This is a genomic window from Actinacidiphila cocklensis (assembly GCF_907177275.1).
Taxonomy (GTDB): domain Bacteria; phylum Actinomycetota; class Actinomycetes; order Streptomycetales; family Streptomycetaceae; genus Actinacidiphila; species Actinacidiphila cocklensis.
In genome coordinates, this window is record NZ_CAJSLV010000050.1 from 118,359 (window position 1) to 137,989 (window position 19,631).

23 protein-coding genes and 1 pseudogene are annotated in these 19,631 nt (G+C 71.7%); 16 read left to right on the plus strand and 8 right to left on the minus strand.

Annotated features, from left to right (window positions below):
- Nucleotides 1-24: 24 nt before the first annotated feature.
- The 3 genes from NFU81_RS14330 to NFU81_RS14340 are packed head-to-tail and all read left to right on the plus strand — an operon-like array spanning nucleotide 25 to nucleotide 2,532.
- On the plus strand, nucleotides 25-381 hold the full coding sequence (locus NFU81_RS14330) for a PadR family transcriptional regulator (protein ID WP_251489576.1): 357 nt from the start codon (nucleotides 25-27) through the stop codon (nucleotides 379-381).
- Nucleotides 378-1,292, plus strand: a complete 915-nt coding sequence (locus tag NFU81_RS14335) for a hypothetical protein (protein WP_251489577.1) — start codon at nucleotides 378-380, stop codon at nucleotides 1,290-1,292. The genes NFU81_RS14330 and NFU81_RS14335 overlap by 4 nt, the downstream gene beginning before the upstream one ends.
- A gap of 40 nt (nucleotides 1,293-1,332) precedes the next feature.
- Nucleotides 1,333-2,532: an alpha/beta hydrolase family protein gene (locus NFU81_RS14340; RefSeq protein ID WP_251489578.1), complete on the plus strand. Its 1,200-nt coding sequence runs from the start codon at nucleotides 1,333-1,335 to the stop codon at nucleotides 2,530-2,532.
- A 212-nt stretch (nucleotides 2,533-2,744) separates the two neighbouring features.
- On the opposite strand, the gene NFU81_RS14345 is transcribed toward NFU81_RS14340, so the two are convergent.
- Together NFU81_RS14345 and NFU81_RS14350 are read right to left on the minus strand one after the other, a co-directional pair.
- Nucleotides 2,745-3,671, minus strand: a complete 927-nt coding sequence (locus tag NFU81_RS14345) for an SCO6745 family protein (protein ID WP_251489579.1) — start codon at nucleotides 3,669-3,671, stop codon at nucleotides 2,745-2,747.
- Nucleotides 3,672-3,706: 35 nt separating this feature from the next.
- Nucleotides 3,707-4,240 (minus strand): YbhB/YbcL family Raf kinase inhibitor-like protein, encoded by a 534-nt coding sequence (locus NFU81_RS14350; RefSeq protein ID WP_251489580.1) that lies wholly within the window; start codon nucleotides 4,238-4,240, stop codon nucleotides 3,707-3,709.
- Nucleotides 4,241-4,328: 88 nt separating this feature from the next.
- Here NFU81_RS14350 and NFU81_RS14355 point away from each other — a divergent pair, with 88 nt between their 5' ends.
- Nucleotides 4,329-5,030 (plus strand): GntR family transcriptional regulator, encoded by a 702-nt coding sequence (locus NFU81_RS14355; RefSeq protein ID WP_251489581.1) that lies wholly within the window; start codon nucleotides 4,329-4,331, stop codon nucleotides 5,028-5,030.
- A gap of 132 nt (nucleotides 5,031-5,162) precedes the next feature.
- Here NFU81_RS14355 and NFU81_RS14360 read toward each other — a convergent pair whose 3' ends face one another.
- Complete coding sequence (locus NFU81_RS14360) at nucleotides 5,163-5,588, minus strand: MarR family winged helix-turn-helix transcriptional regulator (RefSeq protein WP_251489582.1); 426 nt, start codon at nucleotides 5,586-5,588, stop codon at nucleotides 5,163-5,165.
- Between the two features lie 88 nt (nucleotides 5,589-5,676).
- On the opposite strand from NFU81_RS14360, the gene NFU81_RS14365 reads away from it, so the two are divergent.
- On the plus strand, nucleotides 5,677-6,318 hold the full coding sequence (locus NFU81_RS14365) for an MBL fold metallo-hydrolase (protein WP_251489584.1): 642 nt from the start codon (nucleotides 5,677-5,679) through the stop codon (nucleotides 6,316-6,318).
- Between the two features lie 109 nt (nucleotides 6,319-6,427).
- Here NFU81_RS14365 and NFU81_RS14370 read toward each other — a convergent pair whose 3' ends face one another.
- Entirely contained in the window at nucleotides 6,428-6,811 is a 384-nt protein-coding gene (locus tag NFU81_RS14370) for a winged helix-turn-helix transcriptional regulator (protein ID WP_251489586.1), read from the minus strand.
- Nucleotides 6,812-6,905: 94 nt separating this feature from the next.
- Between NFU81_RS14370 and NFU81_RS14375 the strand changes: the two genes are divergently transcribed.
- The 4 genes from NFU81_RS14375 to NFU81_RS41105 all read left to right on the plus strand — a co-directional run bounded on the left by NFU81_RS14375 (nucleotide 6,906) and on the right by NFU81_RS41105 (nucleotide 10,100).
- Entirely contained in the window at nucleotides 6,906-7,895 is a 990-nt protein-coding gene (locus NFU81_RS14375; protein WP_251489588.1) for a zinc-dependent alcohol dehydrogenase family protein, read from the plus strand.
- A 229-nt stretch (nucleotides 7,896-8,124) separates the two neighbouring features.
- Entirely contained in the window at nucleotides 8,125-8,703 is a 579-nt protein-coding gene (locus tag NFU81_RS14380) for a carboxymuconolactone decarboxylase family protein (RefSeq protein ID WP_251489590.1), read from the plus strand.
- Entirely contained in the window at nucleotides 8,700-9,560 is an 861-nt protein-coding gene (locus tag NFU81_RS14385; RefSeq protein ID WP_251489592.1) for an RNA polymerase sigma-70 factor, read from the plus strand. The genes NFU81_RS14380 and NFU81_RS14385 overlap by 4 nt, the downstream gene beginning before the upstream one ends.
- 162 nt (nucleotides 9,561-9,722) lie before the next feature.
- Entirely contained in the window at nucleotides 9,723-10,100 is a 378-nt protein-coding gene (locus NFU81_RS41105) for an NUDIX domain-containing protein (RefSeq protein WP_274038147.1), read from the plus strand.
- A gap of 210 nt (nucleotides 10,101-10,310) precedes the next feature.
- Here the strand turns inward: NFU81_RS41105 and NFU81_RS14390 are convergent, their stop codons facing one another.
- Nucleotides 10,311-11,279: a Ppx/GppA phosphatase family protein gene (locus NFU81_RS14390; protein ID WP_251489594.1), complete on the minus strand. Its 969-nt coding sequence runs from the start codon at nucleotides 11,277-11,279 to the stop codon at nucleotides 10,311-10,313.
- A 236-nt stretch (nucleotides 11,280-11,515) separates the two neighbouring features.
- Between NFU81_RS14390 and NFU81_RS14395 the strand changes: the two genes are divergently transcribed.
- On the plus strand, nucleotides 11,516-12,121 hold the full coding sequence (locus NFU81_RS14395; protein WP_251489596.1) for a dihydrofolate reductase family protein: 606 nt from the start codon (nucleotides 11,516-11,518) through the stop codon (nucleotides 12,119-12,121).
- A gap of 87 nt (nucleotides 12,122-12,208) precedes the next feature.
- On the opposite strand, the gene NFU81_RS14400 is transcribed toward NFU81_RS14395, so the two are convergent.
- Together NFU81_RS14400 and NFU81_RS14405 are read right to left on the minus strand one after the other, a co-directional pair.
- On the minus strand, nucleotides 12,209-12,799 hold the full coding sequence (locus tag NFU81_RS14400) for a DoxX family protein (protein ID WP_251489597.1): 591 nt from the start codon (nucleotides 12,797-12,799) through the stop codon (nucleotides 12,209-12,211).
- A gap of 49 nt (nucleotides 12,800-12,848) precedes the next feature.
- Nucleotides 12,849-13,277: a MarR family winged helix-turn-helix transcriptional regulator gene (locus NFU81_RS14405; protein ID WP_251489599.1), complete on the minus strand. Its 429-nt coding sequence runs from the start codon at nucleotides 13,275-13,277 to the stop codon at nucleotides 12,849-12,851.
- Between the two features lie 121 nt (nucleotides 13,278-13,398).
- On the opposite strand from NFU81_RS14405, the gene NFU81_RS14410 reads away from it, so the two are divergent.
- From NFU81_RS14410 to NFU81_RS14430, 5 genes and pseudogenes are all read left to right on the plus strand, one after another.
- Nucleotides 13,399-14,277: an MBL fold metallo-hydrolase gene (locus tag NFU81_RS14410; protein WP_251489601.1), complete on the plus strand. Its 879-nt coding sequence runs from the start codon at nucleotides 13,399-13,401 to the stop codon at nucleotides 14,275-14,277.
- Nucleotides 14,278-14,331: 54 nt separating this feature from the next.
- A complete protein-coding gene (locus NFU81_RS14415) occupies nucleotides 14,332-15,654 on the plus strand; it encodes an MFS transporter (RefSeq protein ID WP_251489603.1) in 1,323 nt (440 codons plus the stop codon).
- A 215-nt stretch (nucleotides 15,655-15,869) separates the two neighbouring features.
- Nucleotides 15,870-16,601: a dienelactone hydrolase family protein gene (locus tag NFU81_RS14420; protein WP_251489605.1), complete on the plus strand. Its 732-nt coding sequence runs from the start codon at nucleotides 15,870-15,872 to the stop codon at nucleotides 16,599-16,601.
- A 303-nt stretch (nucleotides 16,602-16,904) separates the two neighbouring features.
- A complete protein-coding gene (locus NFU81_RS14425) occupies nucleotides 16,905-17,483 on the plus strand; it encodes a hypothetical protein (RefSeq protein WP_251489607.1) in 579 nt (192 codons plus the stop codon).
- 226 nt (nucleotides 17,484-17,709) lie between these two features.
- A pseudogene (locus tag NFU81_RS14430) lies at nucleotides 17,710-17,820 on the plus strand (iron chelate uptake ABC transporter family permease subunit); the annotation flags it as partial.
- Between the two features lie 40 nt (nucleotides 17,821-17,860).
- Here the strand turns inward: NFU81_RS14430 and NFU81_RS14435 are convergent.
- Nucleotides 17,861-18,886 carry an aldo/keto reductase gene (locus NFU81_RS14435; RefSeq protein ID WP_251489609.1) on the minus strand — a complete coding sequence of 342 codons (1,026 nt, stop codon included), beginning with the start codon at nucleotides 18,884-18,886 and terminating at the stop codon, nucleotides 17,861-17,863.
- A 109-nt stretch (nucleotides 18,887-18,995) separates the two neighbouring features.
- Between NFU81_RS14435 and NFU81_RS14440 the strand changes: the two genes are divergently transcribed.
- Nucleotides 18,996-19,607, plus strand: a complete 612-nt coding sequence (locus NFU81_RS14440) for a TetR/AcrR family transcriptional regulator (protein ID WP_251489611.1) — start codon at nucleotides 18,996-18,998, stop codon at nucleotides 19,605-19,607.
- Nucleotides 19,608-19,631: the final 24 nt, after the last annotated feature.

The window sequence follows — 19,631 nt, forward strand, 5'->3', positions numbered from 1 at the left end:
CGGTCACCGATATATATAGGTGGCATGACTGACCGACCGCTTCAGGAGCCGACGCTGCTCCTGCTCACCGCACTGGCCGACGAGCCCAGGCACGGCTACGGGCTGATCCAGGAGATCGACGCGATCTCGCAGGGCCGCGTGCGCATGCGCACCGGCACCCTCTACGGCGCGCTGGACCGGCTGCTCCAGCAGGGCCTGATCCAGGTCGAGCGGGAGGAGATCGTGGACGGCCGCGCCCGCAAGGTCTACGCCCTCGCCGAGGCCGGCCGTTCCGTGCTGGCCGCCGAGGCCGAGCGGCTGCGCGCCGTCGTCGACGAGGCGGAGCGGCGGCTGGCCGGCCACCGCGCCCCCGCCACCCGGCCGAAGGGGGCGCTGGCATGACGCAGCGACACCCGTCGCGCGCCCTGCGCTGGGCGCTGCGCCTCCACCCGGCCGCCTACCGCGCCGAGCACGGCGCCGAGCTGACCGCGATCCACGACCAGGCCACGCAGGGCGCGGGCCGGGCCGAGCGGCTGCGCGAGGCGTTCGACATCGCCGCCCACGGCCTGCGGCAGCGCACAGGACTCGGCTCCGACCGGACCGCCGGTCAGATCCTGGCGCAGGCGGCCCCGCTGGCCGTCGCCCTCGCCATGGGCGGCAGCGTGATGAACCTGCTGTGGCTCCTCGCACCCGACGTGCGGACCCTGCCGCCGGACTCGCTGCCCAACGTCCTCGTCCTGACCGGCCAGTTCGTCGCGCCGCTGCTGTGGTTCGCGGTGCTCGCGGGCGTCTGGACCGGGCGCTGGGCCGCGGCCCGCGCCCTGGTCGTGCCCGCGACGCTGCTGCGGCTGTGCGACGTACCGCTGCTCCTGCTGACCCACTCGGGCGTCCGGGGCGACCACACGGGCATGGCGCTGAACGTGGTCGTGCCGCTGCTCACCGCCGCGGTCGTCCTTGCCGCGCCCAGGGACCTGCTCGGCTCGTCCTCGTCGCAGCGCACCGCCGTCGCGGGTACCACCGCGCTGGCCGTCCTGGTGTGGGGTGCGCAGTTCGCCACCGCCTTCCAGTACCTGCCGCCGGGCGGACCCCGTACCACCCACACGCTGTGGGCCGCGGTGCTCGCGGTGGCCCTGCTGTGCTGGAGACGCGACCGGCCGGCCGCCGCGGGCCTGGCGGTGGCGGTGCTCCCGGTCGTCGTGCAGTCGACGGTCCCGCTGCTGCTCCCGCTCTCCGCCTTCGGCGAGGGCGCCCTGCTCATGGTCCTGCTCAGCGCGGCCGCGCCGCTGCTGCGTGCCCGCCGGCGCCACGCGTAACGCCCCGTTCCGCCCAGGAAACCCCGACCCAGGAGGCTCCATGTCCCGCACGCCGTCCGCCGGCAGCCACCGGACGACCCGCCGAGCCGTGCTGGCCGCCGCGGCCGCTCTGTCGGTCTCCCCCGCCGCCCGCGCGTCGGCGGCTGCTCCCCCGGCCCCGACCGCACCGCGGCTCGCGCTGCCCGCTCCCACCGGGCCGTACCGGGTGGGCACGGTCTCCCTGCACCTGGTCGACCCCTCGCGCCCCGACCCGGTGGCGGGACCCGGGCGCTCCCGCGAGCTGATGGCGAGCCTCTGGTACCCCGCCCGGGGCGCGGGGCGCCATCCGCGAGCGCCGTGGATGGCCGCGGCACCGCTGCGCGAACTCCTCACGTACTCGGGCTTCCCCGCCGGCCTCGCCGCGTCGCCGCTCACGTCGGGCCATGAGGGCGCCCCGGTGCTGCGGCACGGCGGGCGGCTGCCCGTCGTCGTGTTCTCGCACGCCGCGCACGACCACCGCGGCGATAACACCGTCATCGTCCAGGAACTCGCCAGCCACGGCTACGCGGTCGTCACGGTGGACCACACGAACGACGCCTTCACCCAGTTCCCCGACGGCCGGGTCTCCGTGCCCAGCCAGGACCCGAGGTACGGCCTGACGCCAGGGGACTTCGCGGCGGACGTCAGGTTCGTCCTCGACCGGGTCGAGGACCTCGACGCAGGGCGCAATCCCGACGCCGGGCACCGGACGCTGCCGGCCGGCCTGCGCGGCGCCCTCGACCTCGGCCGCGTCGGCGTGTTCGGCTCGTCGAAGGGCGGTACGGCGGCGGCGCGGGTCATGTACGACGATCCGCGGGTTCGGGCGGGGCTGAGCCTCGACGGCCCGATGGAGATGCAACCGGCCTTCACCGCCGACCTGTACCGGCCCTTCATGCTGATGACCGCCGACTACACCCGGGCGGCGCAGCCGGCCGTCGCCAACCTGTGGTCGCACCTGCGGGGCTGGCGGCTCGACGTCCGGGCGGCCGGCGCGGTCCACGCGTCCTACAGCGACTACCAGGTGCTGATCCCGCAACTGGCGCAGCCGGCCGGGATGAGCGAGGAAGACGTCCGGAGCTGGATCGGCACCCTCGATCCCGCCCGCGGTGTACGCATCCAGCAGGCGTACCCCCTGGCCTTCTTCGACCGCCACCTCCGCCGCCGGGGCCACCTCCTCGACGGCCCGAGCCCGGCCTTCCCCGAGGTGACGTTCGCGCCCTAGGTGTATTGCCCGGTGAGCCGGGGTTCGCGCCCTGGACGACCTGCCAGCCCGACCCGGGACCCCGGTCGAGATGCTGGACGCCCTGTCCTCGCAGTGTCGCGACCGCCGTGGCGCCGGTGTCGAGTTCTGCCGCGTAGGAACCGTGGACGACGAACTGCGTCAGCTTGCGGTCGAGCGCGTGCGACGAGGCGCGAAGACGGTCGAAGCGTGCGTCACGACGGACCGGCCCGCGCAGGCAGCGCACCGTGGACCCCGTCCGTGCGGGCGACCGGGAAGCACGTCCCCGCCGCGGCGAACGCGTCGGTGATCGGCGTGATGAGCGAGGCCAAACGGTGGGCACCCGCGTCGCCTATCGGCGCCCATAGTGCGGCACAGAGCTCGTCCGTATCCGCCTCGATCCGCTCGCGCGCCGCGCTGCCGGCGCCGGTGACAAGGGCGTTGGAGTCGAGCCAACCGCGTGCGGTGAGACGTGCCGTCGCCGCGCCCCATTCCTCGTCGTTCCACTGGCGGGTCGCCCGCGCGAGAGCCGTCGGGAGGCGACCCGTCGCAGTGTGCAGAACGAGGCAGTCGCACGGCCCGAGGCCGTTCTCGGCGAGCACGACGAGATGGGCGTCGCCGCGCCACTCGCGCGCCACCGTGATCTGCTGCCACAGGGCGACGAGGGGATCGGACGGAAGCGCGACCGAGGCGTTCGCGGCGGCCAGCACCTTGCCGGCGTAGCCGGCACCGGCGACGACCGGATCGATCAGCGAGCGCGCCTCGGCGAGTCGGTCGACCGTGAGGTGCACGCCGACGCGCCGCATCGCCCACCCGGCGGCCAGGAAGCGGGCGGCCTGCCACCGATCGGGCGGCGCGACGTCCCACACACCCGCCATGGCCCGCACCGCCCGCGGGCTGAAATTGTAGAAGGCCGCGAGCGTGACCTGCCACGGAACCGCGCCCATCGCGGCCGACCGGAAGGCCAGGTACGCCGGTCCGCGGCTGGTCACGCCGAGTGCTGCCGCTTCCTGCGCACTCTCGGGGACGAGGTAGATGAACTGGTGGGCGGCGCTGACGGCGCGGCTGACGTGGCGGACGGCGCGCAGGCCGGTCGGGCCGTCGCCGGGGCGGGCGGCGTGGGGAAGCTCGCCGAGCTGCATCGCGGTCGTTTCTCCAGGGAGCCCGGGCGGCGCCGTCACGCGGATGTTTCGGCAGTGGCGATCAATACCGCGCGTCCGAGGGTGTGACCGGACATGGTGAAGCCGAGGACGGCCGGGGTGGCGTCGGCGGGGACGCCGATGGATGCGACGTCAAGGGCGTGGACGACGACGAAGTACCGGTGCGGGCCGTGCCCGGCCGGCGGGGCGGCGCCGATGAAGCGGGCTGCGCGGGCGTCGTTGGGCAGTTGGTAGGCGCCGTCGGGCAGGCACGAGCCGACATCGTCGCCGGCGCCCTCGGGCAGTTCGGTGGTGGTGGCGGGTATGTCGACGACCGCCCAGTGCCAGAAACCCGATCCGGTGGGAGCGTCGGGGTCGTAGACGGTGACGGCGTAGCTCTTGGTTTCGCTGGGGGCGCCACCCCACGACAGCTGCGGAGAGATGTCCTTCCCGCCGGGCAGGCCGGAGGCGTGCTGCTGGAGCGGCCAGGCCGCTCCAGCGGTGACGTTGCTGCTGCTGACGGTGAAGGACGCCGCTTCCGGGAGGCGGGCGAAGGGGTCGTTGGCGTTCACAGTGATCTTCCTTCCCTCATTGACGCTGCTTCAGAATCGACAGTAACACAGATAATCGATTATTGGCCGGATCGTCTATGCTTGCGTCATGACTGGCATGCCTCACGCCCCCGCTCCCCCGGGGAAGCAGATGCTTTCCGAGCAGGTCTACGCACACCTGCAGGGCGCGATCATGCGCGGGGACTACGCCCCGGGTGACGCCCTCAAACCGCAGGACCTCGCCAGGGAACAGGGCGTAAGCCTCGCCGTCACGCGCGAGGCGCTCGTGCGGCTGGTCGGCGAGGGGCTCGCCGACCGGCTGCCCAACCGCGGATTCGCCGTCCCGTCCTTCTCCGACCGCCGCTGGCAGGAGATCGCGGAAGCACGCAGGACCATCGAGCCGGTCGTACTGCGCATGTCCATCGAGCGCGGCGACGTCGACTGGGAGGCCCGCGTGCGCGCCGCCCACCATCGCCTGGTGCGCACGCCGGCGTTCGTGCCGAAAGAGGGCGAGCACTACACCGACGCCTGGGCCGAGGCCCACAGGGTCTTCCACCGCACGCTGCTGGAGGGGTGCGGCAACCACGCCCTGCTGGAGACCTTCGACCGGTTGTGGACCGCAAGCGAACTGGCACGCCGTTGGGCAGCGCACCGCAACCCCGATCGGGACGGCGTCAAGGAACACCGCAGGCTGGAGGAGGCGGCGCTGGACCGCGACGCCGACACCGCAGCCGCGGTCCTGGTTCAGCACCTCACCCTGACCGCGGCCGCTCTGATCGACGATTCCCGTCAACCCGCCCAACAGGGCTGAGACCTGCAAGGTTCACCGGGTTGAGCGGCTGCACCGCCCGGCCCAGCCGTCGCATCGGACGGAAGTGGCGGACGCAGGAGTGCTCCCTGGACCGGGCAGCCGACACCCTCGCGCGATTGCTCGCCGAAGCGGTCAGTGTCCGGTGATGTGGGCTGCCAGGCGGGACAGCAGGGCAACGGACTCGCTCAGTCGCCGCTGTTCCTCGGGGGCGAAGGTCTCGCGGATGGCGGCGCCGAGGGCGCCCGCGCGGCCGGCACGTTCCCGCTGGAGGCGGGAGAGGCCCGCCCCGGTGATGTGCAGCAGGAGCTTGCGGGCGTCGTCGGGATGCCGCTCGCTGCGGACCAGGCCGGCCGCGGAGAGATCTTTGACCGACTTGGCGGCCGACTGGTGCGTGACGCCGCGCAGGCGAGCGAGGTCAGCCGTGGTCAACGGGCCGCCGCGGTCGAGGAATCCGAGAATGGCGGCCTCACCGGGAGGCATGGTGTCCGCGGCTCGTACCGCCCGGACCAGCTCACCGAGCGACCGTCGCAGCTCCTCGGCCAGCGCGTCTTCGTCCATGGGGGCATCCTACCCAGACTCCTGCTACCTACTTGTACAGTCTTGTTGTACAAATGAGTGACAGTAAAGACGAAAGGACGTGCCGGTCATGGAGCTCACCAAGTTCGGACATGCGTGTGTGCAGCTTGAGAAGGACGGGCGCCGCCTGGTCATCGACCCGGGTGGCCTGAGTGACGCGACAGCGCTGGAAGGCGCCGATGCCGTGCTCGTCACGCACGAGCACTTCGACCACTTCTCGGAGGCGGTACTGCGGCGGGCGGCCGCGGCTCGTCCGGGCCTGCAGATCTGGACCAACCCTTCGGTCGCGAAGCGACTGGACGGCCTCGGCACGCAGGTCTCCACCACGGGGGACGGGGACGCCTTCACCGTCGCCGGCTTTGACGTCCGTGTTCACGGCGCCTGGCATGCGGTCATCCACCCCGACGTTCCGCGTATCCCCAACATCGGTTTCCTTGTGGACGACGCCCTCTTCCACCCCGGCGACGCCCTGACCGTCCCCGATGGTCCCGTCGGTACGTTGCTGCTACCGGTCCACGCTCCATGGTCCACCGTCGGCGATCTCATCGACTACGTGCGCGAGGTCGCCCCGCGGGATGCCTACGCCGTACACGACGGCGCCCTCAATGACATCGGCGCCACGATGGTCGAAGGCTTCCTCGGCGAGGGAGGCCCAGGGGTTCCGGCCCGCTACCACCGGCTGACCGCGGGGATGAGGGCGCGGATCGACTGAGGGCCGGCCTTCGACCAGTCCGATCTGGTGGCCGGGGGCACCTTCCGGCTCGGTGCGATGCCCGTAGCCAGACCGCTGCGCCCTGGTGCGAAGCGGGTGATCGCCGGGATCAACCCGCCGGGCGAACCCGAGCAGAAGCAGCGGCTTCCGCCGCCTCCTGGAAGTCGGCGATGTCCCCGCCGTGCTCCCTGGCCCAGTTCGTCAGAACCTCGATGGGTTCGATGAGGGTCCGGCCGAGGTCGGTGAGGCTGTATTCCACCCGCCTCGGCGCTTCGGCACGGCGGTTGACCAGGCCGTACTCCTGGAGCCGGCGCAGCGTCTGGGTGAGGACCTTGCGCGAGACGCCGCCGATGAGGTTGACGAGTTCACCGTGCCTGCGAGGTCCCTGGCTGAGGCCGAAGAGCGCGAGTACGGCCCACTTGTCGGAGATGATCTCGACCGCCAGACGAGTGGGGCAGTCGGCGAGGAAGGCTGCTCCGTCCACGTTCTGCATGAAAGTCGAAGGTACCAGGAGGTAACCCACGGCTCCGTAGCGTTTTCCCCGATGAGCCGATCAGCCGATCAGCACCGGATGCGGAGGAGCCACCATGCCACGAGTCGTCATCTTCGACGAGTTCGGCGGGCCTGAGGTCATGCACGTCGTCGAGGAGGCCCTTGCCGAGCCTGCGGCCGGCGAGGTCCGGGTCAGGATGGAGGCGTTCGCAGTCAACCCGCTCGACCAGATGATGCGTTCCGGTGCCTCGCCCGCACCGGTCCCCCTGCCGCAGGCCCGCCTGGGTGTCGAAGGAACCGGCGTCGTCGACGCGCTGGGGCCTGGGACCACTGGGCTGAGCATCGGTGATCCGGTCATCCTCACGGCCGTTCCGGACGCGAACGTGCGGGGCAGCTACGCCGACTACACCACGGTGCCCGCGAGCCGGGTCGTCGTCCGGCCGACCGGGCTCGGCATCACGGAGGCGGCGGCGGTCTGGGTCGCCTTCTCCACCGCCTACGGCGCGCTCGTCGAGAAGGCGGGGATGCGGCCCGGCGACCACGTCCTCATCACCGCCGCGTCCGGCGGCGTCGGCCGGGCGGCGATGCAGATCGCCCGTCAGATCGGTGCCGTGCCCATCGCCGTGACCCGGCACGCCGCGAAGGAGGACGAGCTGCTCGCCGCAGGCGCCGCCGCGGTCGTCGCCACCGACCACGCGGACATCGTCGAAGCCGTCGCCCACCACACCGGCGGGACCGGCGCGGACGTCGTCCTCGACCTCGTCATGGGCCCCGGCCAGCAGGATCTCCTGAAGGCGGCCCGCCCCGGCGGAACGCTGGTCGCCGCGGGCTTCCTGGACCCTCGGCCCGCACCTTTCCCAGCAGGCCCGCCGCTCACGGTCTTCAGCTACCGGAGCTTCGAGCACACCCTCGACGCCGTCGTGGTCAAGCGCATGGCGGCCTTCCTGAACGCGGGCCTGCGCCTCGGTGCGCTACGGCCCGCTGTCGACGACAAGGCGTTCTCCCTCGACGCCGTGGTCGAGGCACACCGCCACCTCGAGAAGGGGTTGCACGCCGGGAAGAAGATCGTCGTGACGACCTCCTGAGGCAGGTCGGGTTCGGCCAGGATCCGCGGCGAATGTCCTTTGGTGGACTGCCGGCTGCTCGGAATCGTCTTCCGGGTATCGATGGTGAGCGCTGCCCCACGGGGGATCCGCCGCGCCGACCCGCGCCGGTGAGGAGGCTCACCGTGGCGACCGTGGGTGTCACACGTTCGGGCCGGGCGGTGTCTTCATGCCGAACTGCCCCACAGGGGCGCCTACAAGGAGAGACGTCATGACACTGCGCCTGCCGAAGGCCGAGCTTCCCGCCGAGCTCAAGGAGAACATGATCAAGCAGCTGGGCGTTGTGCCCGAGAATGTCGAGGTGCTGTGGCACAGCCCCCGGGTGACACAGGACAATCTGGAGTTCGGTAGCAAGGTGGGGGCGTGGAAGGCGGTCGACCCGGGCCTGAAATCGTTCGCGCACATGGCCGTCGCGGCGCAGGTCGGCTGCAGCTGGTGCCTGGACGTCGGCTATTTTCAGGCGCAGAACGAGAACCTGGACCTGGCCAGGGCGAGCCAGGTGCCGCGCTGGCGGGAGGCGGACGTTTTCACAGCACTGGACCGCGACGTCATGGGGTATGCCGAGGCGGTGACGAACACGCCGCCGACCGTCACCGACGAGCAGTACGCATCCCTCCTTGAGCGGCTCGGGACGGAGGCGATGGTGGAGCTCACCGCGTTCATCGCCTATGTCAACCTGGCGACCCGGGCCAACGTGGCGAACGGGGTCACCTCGCAGGGATTCTCCGACGCCTGCGAGATCCCGCTGGCCAAGCGCCCGGCGACGTCCCACGCAGGGTCCGCGGCGTGACGCAGGACCCGTTCGTCGCCCACCGCAGCCTGCTGTTCACTGTCGCCTACGAGATGCTCGGCTCTGCGGCCGACGCCGAGGACGTGCTGCAGGAGACCTGGCTGCGGTGGTCCGGCGTCGACCGGGCACAGGTCCACGACCCGAGGGCGTACCTCGTGCGGGCCGTCACCCGGCAGTCGCTCAACCGCATGCGCGCACTCTCACGCCGTCGTGAGGACTATGTGGGCGAATGGCTGCCCGAGCCGTTGCTCACCCACCCCGACGTGGCAGACGACGTCGAGCTCGCGGAAAGCGTCTCCATCGCGCTGCTGACCGTCCTGGAGACCCTCGGACCGTTGCAACGCGCGGTGTTCGTGCTCCGCGAGGTCTTCGCCATGCCGTACGAGGAGGTCGGCGAAGCCGTGGGCAAGACCCCGGCGGCGGTCCGGCAGATCGCCCGGCGCGCCCGAGACCACGTCGCCGCCCGGCAACCGCGCGTCACGGTGAGCCGGTCGGAGCACAAGGCCGTCGTGGACCGCTTCGTCGCCGCGCTGCACACCGGACGCATCCAGGACCTCCTGGAGGTCATGGCGCCGGACGTGGTCCTCATCGCCGACGGAGGCGGGATCACAGCCGCCGCTCTGGCCCCCGTCCACGGGGCCGAACTCGTGGCAACGATGCTCGCCGGCACGGACCGGTCCGCATCCGAAACCACGACGGTATATCTCAACGGCGCCCCCGCCGTCCGGATCGAATCCGCCGCTGGAGGGGCCACAGTCAGCCTCGTGATCGCGAATGGGCGCATCACCCGGATCTACGCGACGTCCAATCCGCACAAGCTGACACGACTCGACCGACCAGCCGATCTCACCAGGTAGCTGGGGTTCGGATGTTCCGGGGATGTCACAGCCGGAACACCCGCCGCGGCGCCGCGGAGGGGGAGGAGGAGGAAGCAAGCGCATGACCCGTCGCAGGCCTGTGCAGCTCACTCACGGGTAGGAAGAGGCTGTCCCACCTCGCCGAAGGAAGGATGGTCGCCCATGGAACCGGAGTCAGCCGAGGGCGTGGTGCAGGCGGTCGTCCTGTACCACGGCCGCCTGCTGTTGATCGACGATGGCGGAGGGTGGGCCTTGCCGTCCGGCAGGCCCGAGCTCAGTGAATCCGCCGGGGCCACCGCGGCCCGCGCCGTCTACGAACTTACCGGCTACCTCGTCGACGGCACCGAACCTCTGACGTCGACCCGACCCGGAGGACCGGACGACCCTTCGGCGGTGATATGCCAGTTGCTGAGCGAGTCCCCCTCGGACGGCGCTTCCCTCCCCCGCTCCCATGTGCGTTGGACGCCGATCCCCGAGGCCGTCGACTCCGGCCTCTCCGCATCCGTGCGCTCTTACCTCCGGGGCCACACTCGCGTGTGACATACCCGCGTCAGCCGCCCACGACCGCCAAAGGCCAACCAGCCGTCGACCGGGCTCCTTCCAGCGGGACGAGACGGGTGTCGCACCGGTAGATGCGGCTGCGACGCCGTGTGCACACGGCGACCACGACCGTTCGGCGAGGGGCGGGCCGGCGAGTTCGCCGAGGGCGGTGAACGGACGTGACGCGACTGACGTGTGTCACGGCTGGTGTCAGGCGGCCCGGGCGCCGGAGCGGGTTCCCGCGGTGAACACCCCGGCCCCGAGCTGTTCGAGCAGCAGCCCTTCCCTGGTCGACCAGGGACAGATCGTCACGGTGTCGGCATCGCACGCTTCCATCAGGGCCTCCGCGACGAGGGCTCCGGCCAGTGCCTGCTCGGCGCGGTGGGAGGAGATGCCGGGCAGCTCGTTGCGGCGGGCCGGGCTGGTGCCGGCCATGAGGGTGATCACCGCTTGCAGCGCGCCCAGGGTCAGGCGAGATCGCAACCGCGGCCGGAGCCGGGGGGACGCAGTGGCGGCGGCGAGCCGCGCGAGCTGGGCGAAGGTCTTCGAGCAGGCCACGACGTCCGCCCCGGGTTCGGCCCCTGGCAGGCCGTCGACCTCCGCGAGAGACCGGCGCAGATGCCGCCGGGCGGCGGCGAGGTGGCGTGCGGAGGGCGCGACACCCCCGGGCAGCAACTCGCGGGTGACGCGACGTGCCCCCAGCGGCAGGGAGCACACGGTCCGGGGCACGGCCCCGCTGCCGGAGGCTGTCTCCAACGTGCCGCCGCCGATGTCCAGGACCAGCAGCTCCCCCGCTGCGGCGCCTGCCCATTGGCGCGCGGCCACGTAGGCGAGCCGGGCTTCCTCCTCGCCGGGTAGGACCTGCAGCCGTATGCCGGTGGTCCGCGCCACCCGGTCGATGATCTCGCCGCGGTTGGGCGCGTCGCGGATGACGGAGGTGGCGAAGGCGAACACCTCGGGCAGAGGCACATGGGGGTCGGCGAACAGCGCTTCGGTCACCGCCTCTTCCACGCTCCTCACCCCCGGCTTGCGCAGTCGCCCGTCCGCCCCGAGGGCCTGGCCCAAACCAAGACGGACCTTCCGGGTCAGCACCGGTCGCAGTCCCCCGCCGGCCTCGCGCCGCGCCACGGTGAGCAGCACGCTGTGGCAGCCGACATCGAGGACAGCTGCCTGGCGCATCCTCCACCTCCCGCGTCTCGGCCGACCGTTCGGCCGGGACATGCCTACCCCGGTGGCGCGCGAACAGTCCCGGGCAGGCAGCGCCGGGCGCGTCCTCGGTGCGTCGTTCCCACGACGGGGTCCGGCCCGGCCTGGCCTGAGCCTCCCTCCCCGATCAGCTGGAGACCTGCCGCGGAGGTTCCGCCGATGAGTTTCCGGCGGTTGTGCGGTCTACCGGTCGTCGAAAGGAGCGCACCATGCGCAAGATCATCGTTTGCACGTTCCTGACGCTGGACGGCGTCATGCAGGCACCGGGCGGTCCGGACGAGGACACTCAGAGCGGCTTCGAGTACGGCGGCTGGCAGAAGCCGGTGTCCGACGACGAGGTCGGCACGGCCATCGCCGGTTGGTACGAGCGCTCCGACGCGATGCTGCTCGGCCGCAAGACGTACGAGATCTTCGCGTCGTACTGGCCGACCGCCGATCCCGGCAACCCGTTCACCGAGCGGATGAACAGCATGCACAAGTACGTGGCGTCACGGACCCTGGCGTCCGTCGCGTGGCGGAACTCAACGCTGCTGGAGGGCGACACCGTCCACGCCGTGCGCAAGCTGAAAGCGTCCGACGGCGGCGATATCAACGTCGTGGGCAGCGGCGACCTCGCCCAGACCCTCATGCGGCACGACCTCGTCGACGAGTACCGGCTGACCATCCATCCGGTGATCATCGGCACCGGCAAGCGGCTGTTCGACGACGGAGCGATCCCCACCGCGCTGGAGCCGGTGAGCGTCTCGACGACAAAGGGCGGCACCATCGTCGGCGTCTACCGGCCGAACGGCAAGCCCAGTTACGACAGCTACTGACCCGCCCCCGGGCGCTCGAACCCGCAACTGCCCGACCGCGCATTCTGCTCACGGGCAGCGAGCGGGGCGCGCCCTGGGCCGAAGCAGTCAGTGCAGGCGCTTGCGGACCGCGCCGACAGCCGCGGTGGTGCTGTCGGCGGCACCGTCGGCTGCGTCACCGATCCTGTGGGCGACCGCGTGCGCATGGTCGACGACCGACTGCGCCTGCGCGGCAACGGCATCAGATGCGTGGCCGGCGGCGCCCCGCGTGCGGTAGGCGAGAGAGGGCTTGCCGTGAGTGTCGGCGGCGGCAAGCAGCAGCCCGCCGAGCATCGAGGTGTTCTTGAGGAACTGCGCCCGCTGTTCGTCTCGCTCGGCGGGGTCCTCGATCGTCCAGTAGCGATGGGCCGCGAGGGTTGTGGGCACCAGGGTCGCGGCGAGCGCCAGCGAGGCCAGTCGCGGTACGCGTCCCAGCGCGAGCAGGACGCCGGCGCCCAGTTGCACGGCTCCGGCCAGACGCACGAGCTGCTCCGGGCTCTCCGGCAGCAGGGACGTGCGGGGCGCGACCGACGATGCCACCGGTTCCACGAACGACTTCACCTCGGGCACGAGTCGCGCGGGATCGCGCACCGCGTCGTATCCGCCGGAGATGAACAACGAGGCCAGCATGGGGCGGGCGAACCTGCGCAGAACAGTCATGGCGGTCGGATGCCCCGCCGCGGACGGTGAACACCTTGGGCGGCGTTGGTTACGAACGCGTGATCGCCTGCTCCAGCAGGCCCTGGAGGACCCGCTGCTGTTCGGCGTCGAGTCCGGCAAGGGGTGAGTCCTGGACGAGGAGTTCGAGGAGACGCTCGCGCAGGTCGACGCCTTCCGGGGCGAGGACCAGGAGCTTGGCGCGGCGGTCGGTGGGGTGGGGGCGGCGCTCGACCAGGCCCTGCTTCTCCAGCTTGTCGATCACGAAGGTGGCATTGGACGGCTCACAGCCCATGCGTTCGGCAAGCTCGCGCATCGTCATCGGCCCGGTCATCTCCCGCAGTGCCGTCGCCTGGGCCGCGGTGAGGCCCAGGCGGACAGCGCGCTCGCGTACGTGCTGGGCGATCTGCTGCGCCATTCCGTTGAGAAGGCCGCAGAGCTCCCGCTCGGCGGTGATGTGCGACTGCGAGGGCAACGTCATGCGTCCATCCTAGCAAGTCCATCAAGCATGAATATTTCAAGCTTGCATGATTCTAGCTTGACTCATATGGTTGCGCCGTCGCCTCCGAGGGGCACGGCGACCACCTGTGAGGAGGAAGGCGATGGGGATCAAGGCGTACTCCGATACCGAGCGGCCGCACCGGCCGGCCGGTGTGCGTTCGATACGGCTGGGCGACACGAAGGTGTCCTACGTACCGGACGGTGCGGTACAGCTCAGGCCGCGCGAGCTGTTTCCCGACAGCACCGGTGAGGCGTGGGCCGCCCACCCCGAATACCTGGACGGGTCAGGCAACCTGGTGGCGAGCATCGGCGGCCTGCTGGTGGAGAACGGTGACCGTGCGCTGCTGATCGACGCGGGCTTCGGACCGCAGTCCTGGTCGCCCGCGCCCGACGGACCGCGCGGCGCGATCCACGGAGGCGCGCTCCTGGAGAGCCTGGCCGAACTCGGCCGCAGGCCCGAGGAGATCGAGGCGGTGGCCATCACCCACCTGCACCCCGACCACACCGGCTGGGCCTGGCACCCCGCCCCGGGCCTCGACCGCCCCGCGTTCGCCCACGCCGAGTACCTCGTGTCGGAGCCGGAATGGGTCTCGCACCGCGATCAGTTGGAGCCGCGCGAGGCCGCGGGCCTGGCACCGTACGTCCGCACCGTGTCCGACGGGCAGGAGGTCTTCCCCGGGGTACGGATGCGGGTCGCCGCCGGACACTCGCCCGGACACGCCGAGTTCGTCATCAGTTCCGGCGCCAGGCAGCTGATCGCCTTCGGCGATGCGCTGCACTCGCCGATCCAGGTCGCCCACCCCGAATGGTCCTCGGCCTTCGACCACGATCCCGTCCGGTCGGCCGGCCATCGCCGCAGTCTCCTCGCCGAACTGGCGGAGCCCGGCACGACCGGCTTCGGCATCCACTTCGCCGGCGCGGTCTTCGGGCACGTCGAACGTGACGGCGACCGCTCCAGGTGGCACCCCCTGGACGCCTGACACCGCACCGGGACGCTCGCACCTGGTGAAGTACCGACGGCAACGGGGTAGATCATGGAAACCGCACTGACCGAACCGGCCGAAGCCCGCCAGGCCCCGCACACCGCGCGGCCGAGAGCCCGCTCGCGGCCCGGCTCCGGCCGCCGCAACGCGGTGGTCCTCGTCGGCTTCACCGCCGCGACCAATCTCGCCGACGGTGTGATGAAGATGGCGCTCCCGGTTCTCGCCGCCCGCCTCACCTCCTCTCCGACCCAGGTCACCGCCGTGTCACTGACCCTGACGCTGCCCTGGCTGCTCGTCGCCCTGCACGTCGGCGTGCTTGTCGACCGCTTCGACCGCCGACGGCTGCTGTGGGGCGCGAACGGGATGAGGCTGGCGGCGATGGGCTCGCTCACCGTCTCCGCGATGACCGGCGGCGTCACCCTCGGCCGGCTCTTCGCGGCCGGGATGATCCTCGGCGTCGCCGACGTCCTGGCATCCACCTCCGCGTCCACCCTGGTCCCGGCGGCGGTACCGCCGGCAGGGCGGGAACGGGTGAACACCTGGATGGTGGGTGCCGAGACGGTGGGACAGGAGTTCGCCGGCCCCTTCGTCGGCGGACTGCTGCTGGCCGCCGGAACGGGCCTGGCGTTGGGGCTGATCAGCGCCTCCTACGCGGCCGCTGCCCTCGTCCTGCTGCTGCTGGCGGGCCGCTTCCGGGCCGAAGCGCCCGCGCCGGGAGCCGTTCCCGTCTCCGTCAACAGCCGGATCGCCGAGGGAGTGCGCTTTCTCTGGCGGGACCGGTTGCTGCGGACGCTGTCGGTGGTCGTCGCCGTGCTCTCCGCGGTCTGGGGTGCCTGGCTGGCTCTCATGCCGCTCTACGCCAAGCAGGCCATGCACCTGGGGCCGCAGCAGTACGGCATCGTGCTCAGCGCCCTCGGGGTCGGAGGCCTGGCCGGTGCCGTGTCCGTGACCTGGGTGAACCGGATACTCGGCGCGCGCAGGGCGATGTTCGCCGACTTGGCGGGCACCACCGCGATGGTGGCGCTGCCCGCCCTGACCACCAGCATCTGGGCGGTGGCTGCGGGCGCCTTCCTCGGCGGCGCGGGCGGCACTCTCTGGTCGGTCAACGCCCGCACCATCACCCAGGCCATGGTTCCGGACGACATGCTCGGACGCTACGGCGCGGCGGCCCGTCTCTTCAACTTCGGCGCCATGCCCCTGGGCGCGGCCCTGGTCGGCCTGCTGGCCGAACTGGGCGGGATGCGCCTCGCGTTCGGAATGTTCGCTCTCGCTACCGCGGCGACGCCGGTGCTGTTCCTGAGGAACGTCACCACGTCGGCCTTGAAACCCCGTGAGGACACCTCCGTCCGAGGCCACAGCAGGGCCAGTACCTGAAGCCGGACGACGCCCGGGTCTTCGATCCGGCCCGAGAACTGCCGCCCATTTGGCGGACCGTGCCGGACACTGCTACCTTTCCGCAGGCCGTGCGAGAGAACGAGGAGGTGGTACCCGTGAACGCAGTATCGACATGGGTGCTCCCCTCCGGGGTCACGGTCGGACGCTAGGTCGTCCGGGAGCGCCGTCAAAGAGCACTCCCGAAAGGCACGACCATGCAATTCACTTCAGAACAGCGCCTCGACGACGGCGTCCTCGAACGCGAATTCACCCTCGGTGGGATCCCCGGCATCCTGTGGACGCCCGAATCCGAATCTGCACCGGCGCCGCTCATCCTGCTGGGACACCCCGGCGGACTGCGCACGATGTACCCCCGGCTGGCCGCCCGTGCCCGGCACTCCGTGGCGGAGGGCTTCGCCACGGCCACCATCGAACTCCCCGGAAGCGGTGACCGGCCCCGTTCCGCCGCCGCCGAGCAGGCCCGCGCAGAACTGCGCCGGGCACTGGAGGCCGGCGAGCCGGTCGGCGAGGAGATCGTGGACCGGCTCGTCCTCCCGCTGGTCGAGAAGGCGGTCCCGGAATGGCAGGCCGCCCTGGACGCCCTCCTTTCGCTGCCCGGGATCGGCGGCCCGGTCGGATTCTCGGGAGGCGTGATCTCCATCGGGATCCGGCTGGCGGTGGTCGAGCCGCGCATCGCGGCCGCCGTTCTGTTCGCCGGGAGCTTCGTGCCCCGCGCCCTGTTCGAGGAGGCCCGGCAGGTCACCGTTCCGCTGCACGTCCTGCTCCAGTGGGACGACGAAGGGAACGACCGGCAGGCGGCCCTGGACCTGTTCGACGCCTTCGGCAGCAAGGAGAAGACGCTGAACGCCAACATGGGCGGGCACACCGGCGTCCCGCAGTTCGCGGGGGACGCCGCGGCCCAGTTCCTCACCCGGCATCTGAAGTGAGGGGGGCCGGCGGCAGACGGTAAGCAATTGCCGTGGTCGTGGAGTGCGGCCGCACGCACGCGCTTCCGGGATCGCCACGAGGAGGGCGAACATCGGCGGCAACGGCCCGCTGAGTGGTTCAGCGGCGCCGGAGGGACCGCTGCACGTGCCTGTCAGGAGCAGTAGTGCCGCGCACTACGCGCCGGTTGTGCCCGTTCGGGGGTGAAAGGCTCGGGAACGCCTTGCGCCGGCGACCGGCGCGTCGCCATCGTGGCGGTGCAGGGACGACGGGCCGCAGCCGACGGCCGGAGGGGCAGTGCAGTGATGGAGTGGCAGTCCGAACAGTTCGGGGCCGCGCACGAGGGCCGCGCGGCCGCCGTGCTCGCCGACGGCAGCGAGCCCGAGCCCGTGTACTTCGACATCGGCAGCGGCGGCAGCATGCACCGCACCAGCGACTGGTGGGTCTACGACGGGACCCTGCGCGCGCCGCTGGCGACCGGTCTGCGGGCCGCCTGCTCGTGCTCCTGGCGCGGTACGACCCGCTACCCCGTCGACTGGGACGACGTCGACCCGCACGGACCCCACCTCTACGACACCAGCGGGCCCAAGAGCGACTGGGCGCAGCACATCGCGGAGACCGAAGCCCGGTCGGTTCCGCTGCCGGAGACGCTCGCCGAGCTGCTGCGGCGGCTCGACGAGCAGCTGGTGGACCTGGCCGAGGAGGCCCCGCTCGCGGCGCTGAGGGCTGTCGCCGCCCTGGAGCGCACCACCCACGAGGTCGCCCGGCAGGCCGCGCTCAACGTCGAGGCCGACACCACGTCCTGGACGGCGGTGGCGACCGCTCTCGGGCTCACCGAACGGGACGCCCGCAGCCGGGTCGGCCGCTACGCCCTGCGGCACTGACCAGGGGCGGGACCTTCCCGCCCGAGGCGACGACACGTCATATCCCGTCCGTCAGGCGGGTGTTGTACACCGCCCGGCCGGCCTGGCCGGTGGCGGCCCACCCAGGACCGGGGCACTCATCAGGTTGGGCTAACCCAAGTGCCATGATGACCGGTGAGAGAGCCGGCGGTCCGTCACGCCTGCGTGGCCACGGGCTGTCGGCCGCAGGAATGACGGTGGCATACGAGACCTGCTCGGCCGTACGGTGGTCGCCCCCGCGCAGCTGGGCGCGGGGCTGATGACGGCGGTCGTCGGGGCGCCGTACTTCCTCTACCTGCTGGTGCGCACCCGCAGGTAGCGCTTCCGGCGGCGGCGGTTCGCCGCCGCCGGGAGGCGGTTCAGGCGGCCGAGCGCTCCGTCAGCGGGCGGCGCAGGGCGGGGCCGGCCGGGGTCTGCAGGGTGTAGCCCATGTCGAGGGCGCTGATGTCGCTGCCGGGAGGCGCGATCGCGTCGATGGCGTCCAGGACGTCGTCGCTGAGGGTGGTCTCGGCGCCGGCCAGCAGGTCGTCCAGGTGGTCCATGGTGCGCGGGCCCAGGATCGCGGAGGTGACGCCCGGGTGGGCGATCGCGAAGGCCATGGCCATGTGGGTCAGCGGCATCCCGGCCTCCTTCGCGACGGCGATGAGCTCCTCGACGGCGTCGAGGCGGCGGTCGTCGCTGAGGTAGCTGAAGCCGAATCCGGACCGGTGGGTGTCGGCGGCCTGGCCCTTGCGGTAGCGGCCGGTGAGCAGTCCGCCGGCCAGCGGGCTCCAGACCAGGGTGCCCATGCCGTGCCGCTGGGTGACCGGCAGGACCTCGCGTTCGATGCCGCGGTCCAGGATCGAGTACGGCGGCTGCTCGGTGCGGAAGCGCTGCAGGCCGCGCCGCTCGGCGACCCACTGGGCCTCGACGATGTCGGAGGCGAGGAAGGTGGAGGAGCCGAAGGACCTGATCTTCCCGGCCCTGACGAGGTCGGTGAGGGCGGAGAGGGTCTCCTCGATGTCGGTGTCGGGGTCGGGGCGGTGGATCTGGAAGAGGTCGACGTGGTCGGTCTGCAGCCGGCGCAGCGAGTCGTCGAGCGCGCGCACCAGCCAGCGCCGGGAGTTGCCCCGGTGGTTGGGGTCGTCGCTCATCGGCAGGTGGGCCTTGGTGGCCAGGACGACGTCCTCGCGGCGGCCCTTGAGCGCCCTGCCGACGATCTCCTCGGAACCGCCGCGACTGTAGGCGTCGGCGGTGTCGACGAAGTTGATGCCGGCGTCCAGTGCGCGGTGGATCATGCGGACGCATTCGTCCTCGTCGGGGTTGCCCATGGCCCCGAACATCATCGCGCCCAGGCAGTAGGGGGTGACCTTGATGCCGGTGCGGCCCAGCGTGCGGTACTTCACGATGCTCCTCGTCGGTCGGGATGTCCGCTGCCGCGCGATACCCTCGAATAAAGCGGAACAGCGTTCCGCCGCGCACGATACGGAACAACGTTCCAGTTAGCAAGAAGGAGTGCCTGTGGACGACGGACCGAGCAGCCCGGGCCGGCACCGCCAGCCCCTGCGCGCCGACGCACAGCGCAGCGTCGACGCGCTGCTGGCCGCGGCCGCGCAGGTCTTCGCCGAGTCAGGGGTGGACGCTCCCGTACGGCAGATCACCGCCAGGGCGGACGTCGGCGCGGGCACCCTCTACCGGCACTTCCCTCAGCGCTCCGACCTCATCGCGGCCGTCTTCCGCCGCGAGGTCGACGCCTGTGCGGCCGTCGGCCCCACCCTGGCCGCGCAGTACGAGCCGCTGGAGGCGCTCACCCGGTGGCTGGAGCGCTTCGCGGGCTTCGTCGCCACCAAGCGCGGGCTCAGCGCCGCCCTGCACTCCGGCGACCCCGCCTACGACAGCCTGCCCGGCTACTTCCAGCAGCACTTCGAACCGGTTCTCGCGGACCTGCTGGACAGCGCGGCACGGGCCGGCGCCATCCGTTCCGACGCCGACCCGTGGGACCTGCTGCGCGCCATAGGCAACCTCGCCGTACCCCTGGAGGACGGCGACGACCACACGCAGCGCATGATCTCCCTGCTGGTGGATGGCCTGCGCTACGGCGCGGGCAGCGCGCCGCGGCAGGCCTGACCGGGCCGCCGGCGGGGGCGGCGC

Excerpts from the sequence above, each read along its gene's own strand:
- NFU81_RS14345 (WP_251489579.1), bottom strand. The coding sequence starts at position 3,671 with ATGCAGCTCGGCGAGCTTCCCCACGCCGCCCGCCCCGGCGACGGCCCG.
- NFU81_RS14425 (WP_251489607.1), top strand. The coding sequence starts at position 16,905 with ATGGAGTGGCAGTCCGAACAGTTCGGGGCCGCGCACGAGGGCCGCGCG.
- NFU81_RS14340 (WP_251489578.1), top strand. The coding sequence starts at position 1,333 with ATGTCCCGCACGCCGTCCGCCGGCAGCCACCGGACGACCCGCCGAGCC.
- NFU81_RS14380 (WP_251489590.1), top strand. The coding sequence starts at position 8,125 with ATGACACTGCGCCTGCCGAAGGCCGAGCTTCCCGCCGAGCTCAAGGAG.
- NFU81_RS14370 (WP_251489586.1), bottom strand. The coding sequence starts at position 6,811 with ATGCAGAACGTGGACGGAGCAGCCTTCCTCGCCGACTGCCCCACTCGT.
- NFU81_RS14415 (WP_251489603.1), top strand. The coding sequence starts at position 14,332 with ATGGAAACCGCACTGACCGAACCGGCCGAAGCCCGCCAGGCCCCGCAC.
- NFU81_RS14390 (WP_251489594.1), bottom strand. The coding sequence starts at position 11,279 with ATGCGCCAGGCAGCTGTCCTCGATGTCGGCTGCCACAGCGTGCTGCTC.
- NFU81_RS14420 (WP_251489605.1), top strand. The coding sequence starts at position 15,870 with ATGCAATTCACTTCAGAACAGCGCCTCGACGACGGCGTCCTCGAACGC.
- NFU81_RS14375 (WP_251489588.1), top strand. The coding sequence starts at position 6,906 with ATGCCACGAGTCGTCATCTTCGACGAGTTCGGCGGGCCTGAGGTCATG.
- NFU81_RS14410 (WP_251489601.1), top strand. The coding sequence starts at position 13,399 with ATGGGGATCAAGGCGTACTCCGATACCGAGCGGCCGCACCGGCCGGCC.
- NFU81_RS41105 (WP_274038147.1), top strand. The coding sequence starts at position 9,723 with ATGGAACCGGAGTCAGCCGAGGGCGTGGTGCAGGCGGTCGTCCTGTAC.
- NFU81_RS14400 (WP_251489597.1), bottom strand. The coding sequence starts at position 12,799 with ATGACTGTTCTGCGCAGGTTCGCCCGCCCCATGCTGGCCTCGTTGTTC.
- NFU81_RS14360 (WP_251489582.1), bottom strand. The coding sequence starts at position 5,588 with ATGGACGAAGACGCGCTGGCCGAGGAGCTGCGACGGTCGCTCGGTGAG.
- NFU81_RS14335 (WP_251489577.1), top strand. The coding sequence starts at position 378 with ATGACGCAGCGACACCCGTCGCGCGCCCTGCGCTGGGCGCTGCGCCTC.
- NFU81_RS14355 (WP_251489581.1), top strand. The coding sequence starts at position 4,329 with ATGACTGGCATGCCTCACGCCCCCGCTCCCCCGGGGAAGCAGATGCTT.
- NFU81_RS14395 (WP_251489596.1), top strand. The coding sequence starts at position 11,516 with ATGCGCAAGATCATCGTTTGCACGTTCCTGACGCTGGACGGCGTCATG.
- NFU81_RS14365 (WP_251489584.1), top strand. The coding sequence starts at position 5,677 with ATGGAGCTCACCAAGTTCGGACATGCGTGTGTGCAGCTTGAGAAGGAC.
- NFU81_RS14405 (WP_251489599.1), bottom strand. The coding sequence starts at position 13,277 with ATGACGTTGCCCTCGCAGTCGCACATCACCGCCGAGCGGGAGCTCTGC.
- NFU81_RS14330 (WP_251489576.1), top strand. The coding sequence starts at position 25 with ATGACTGACCGACCGCTTCAGGAGCCGACGCTGCTCCTGCTCACCGCA.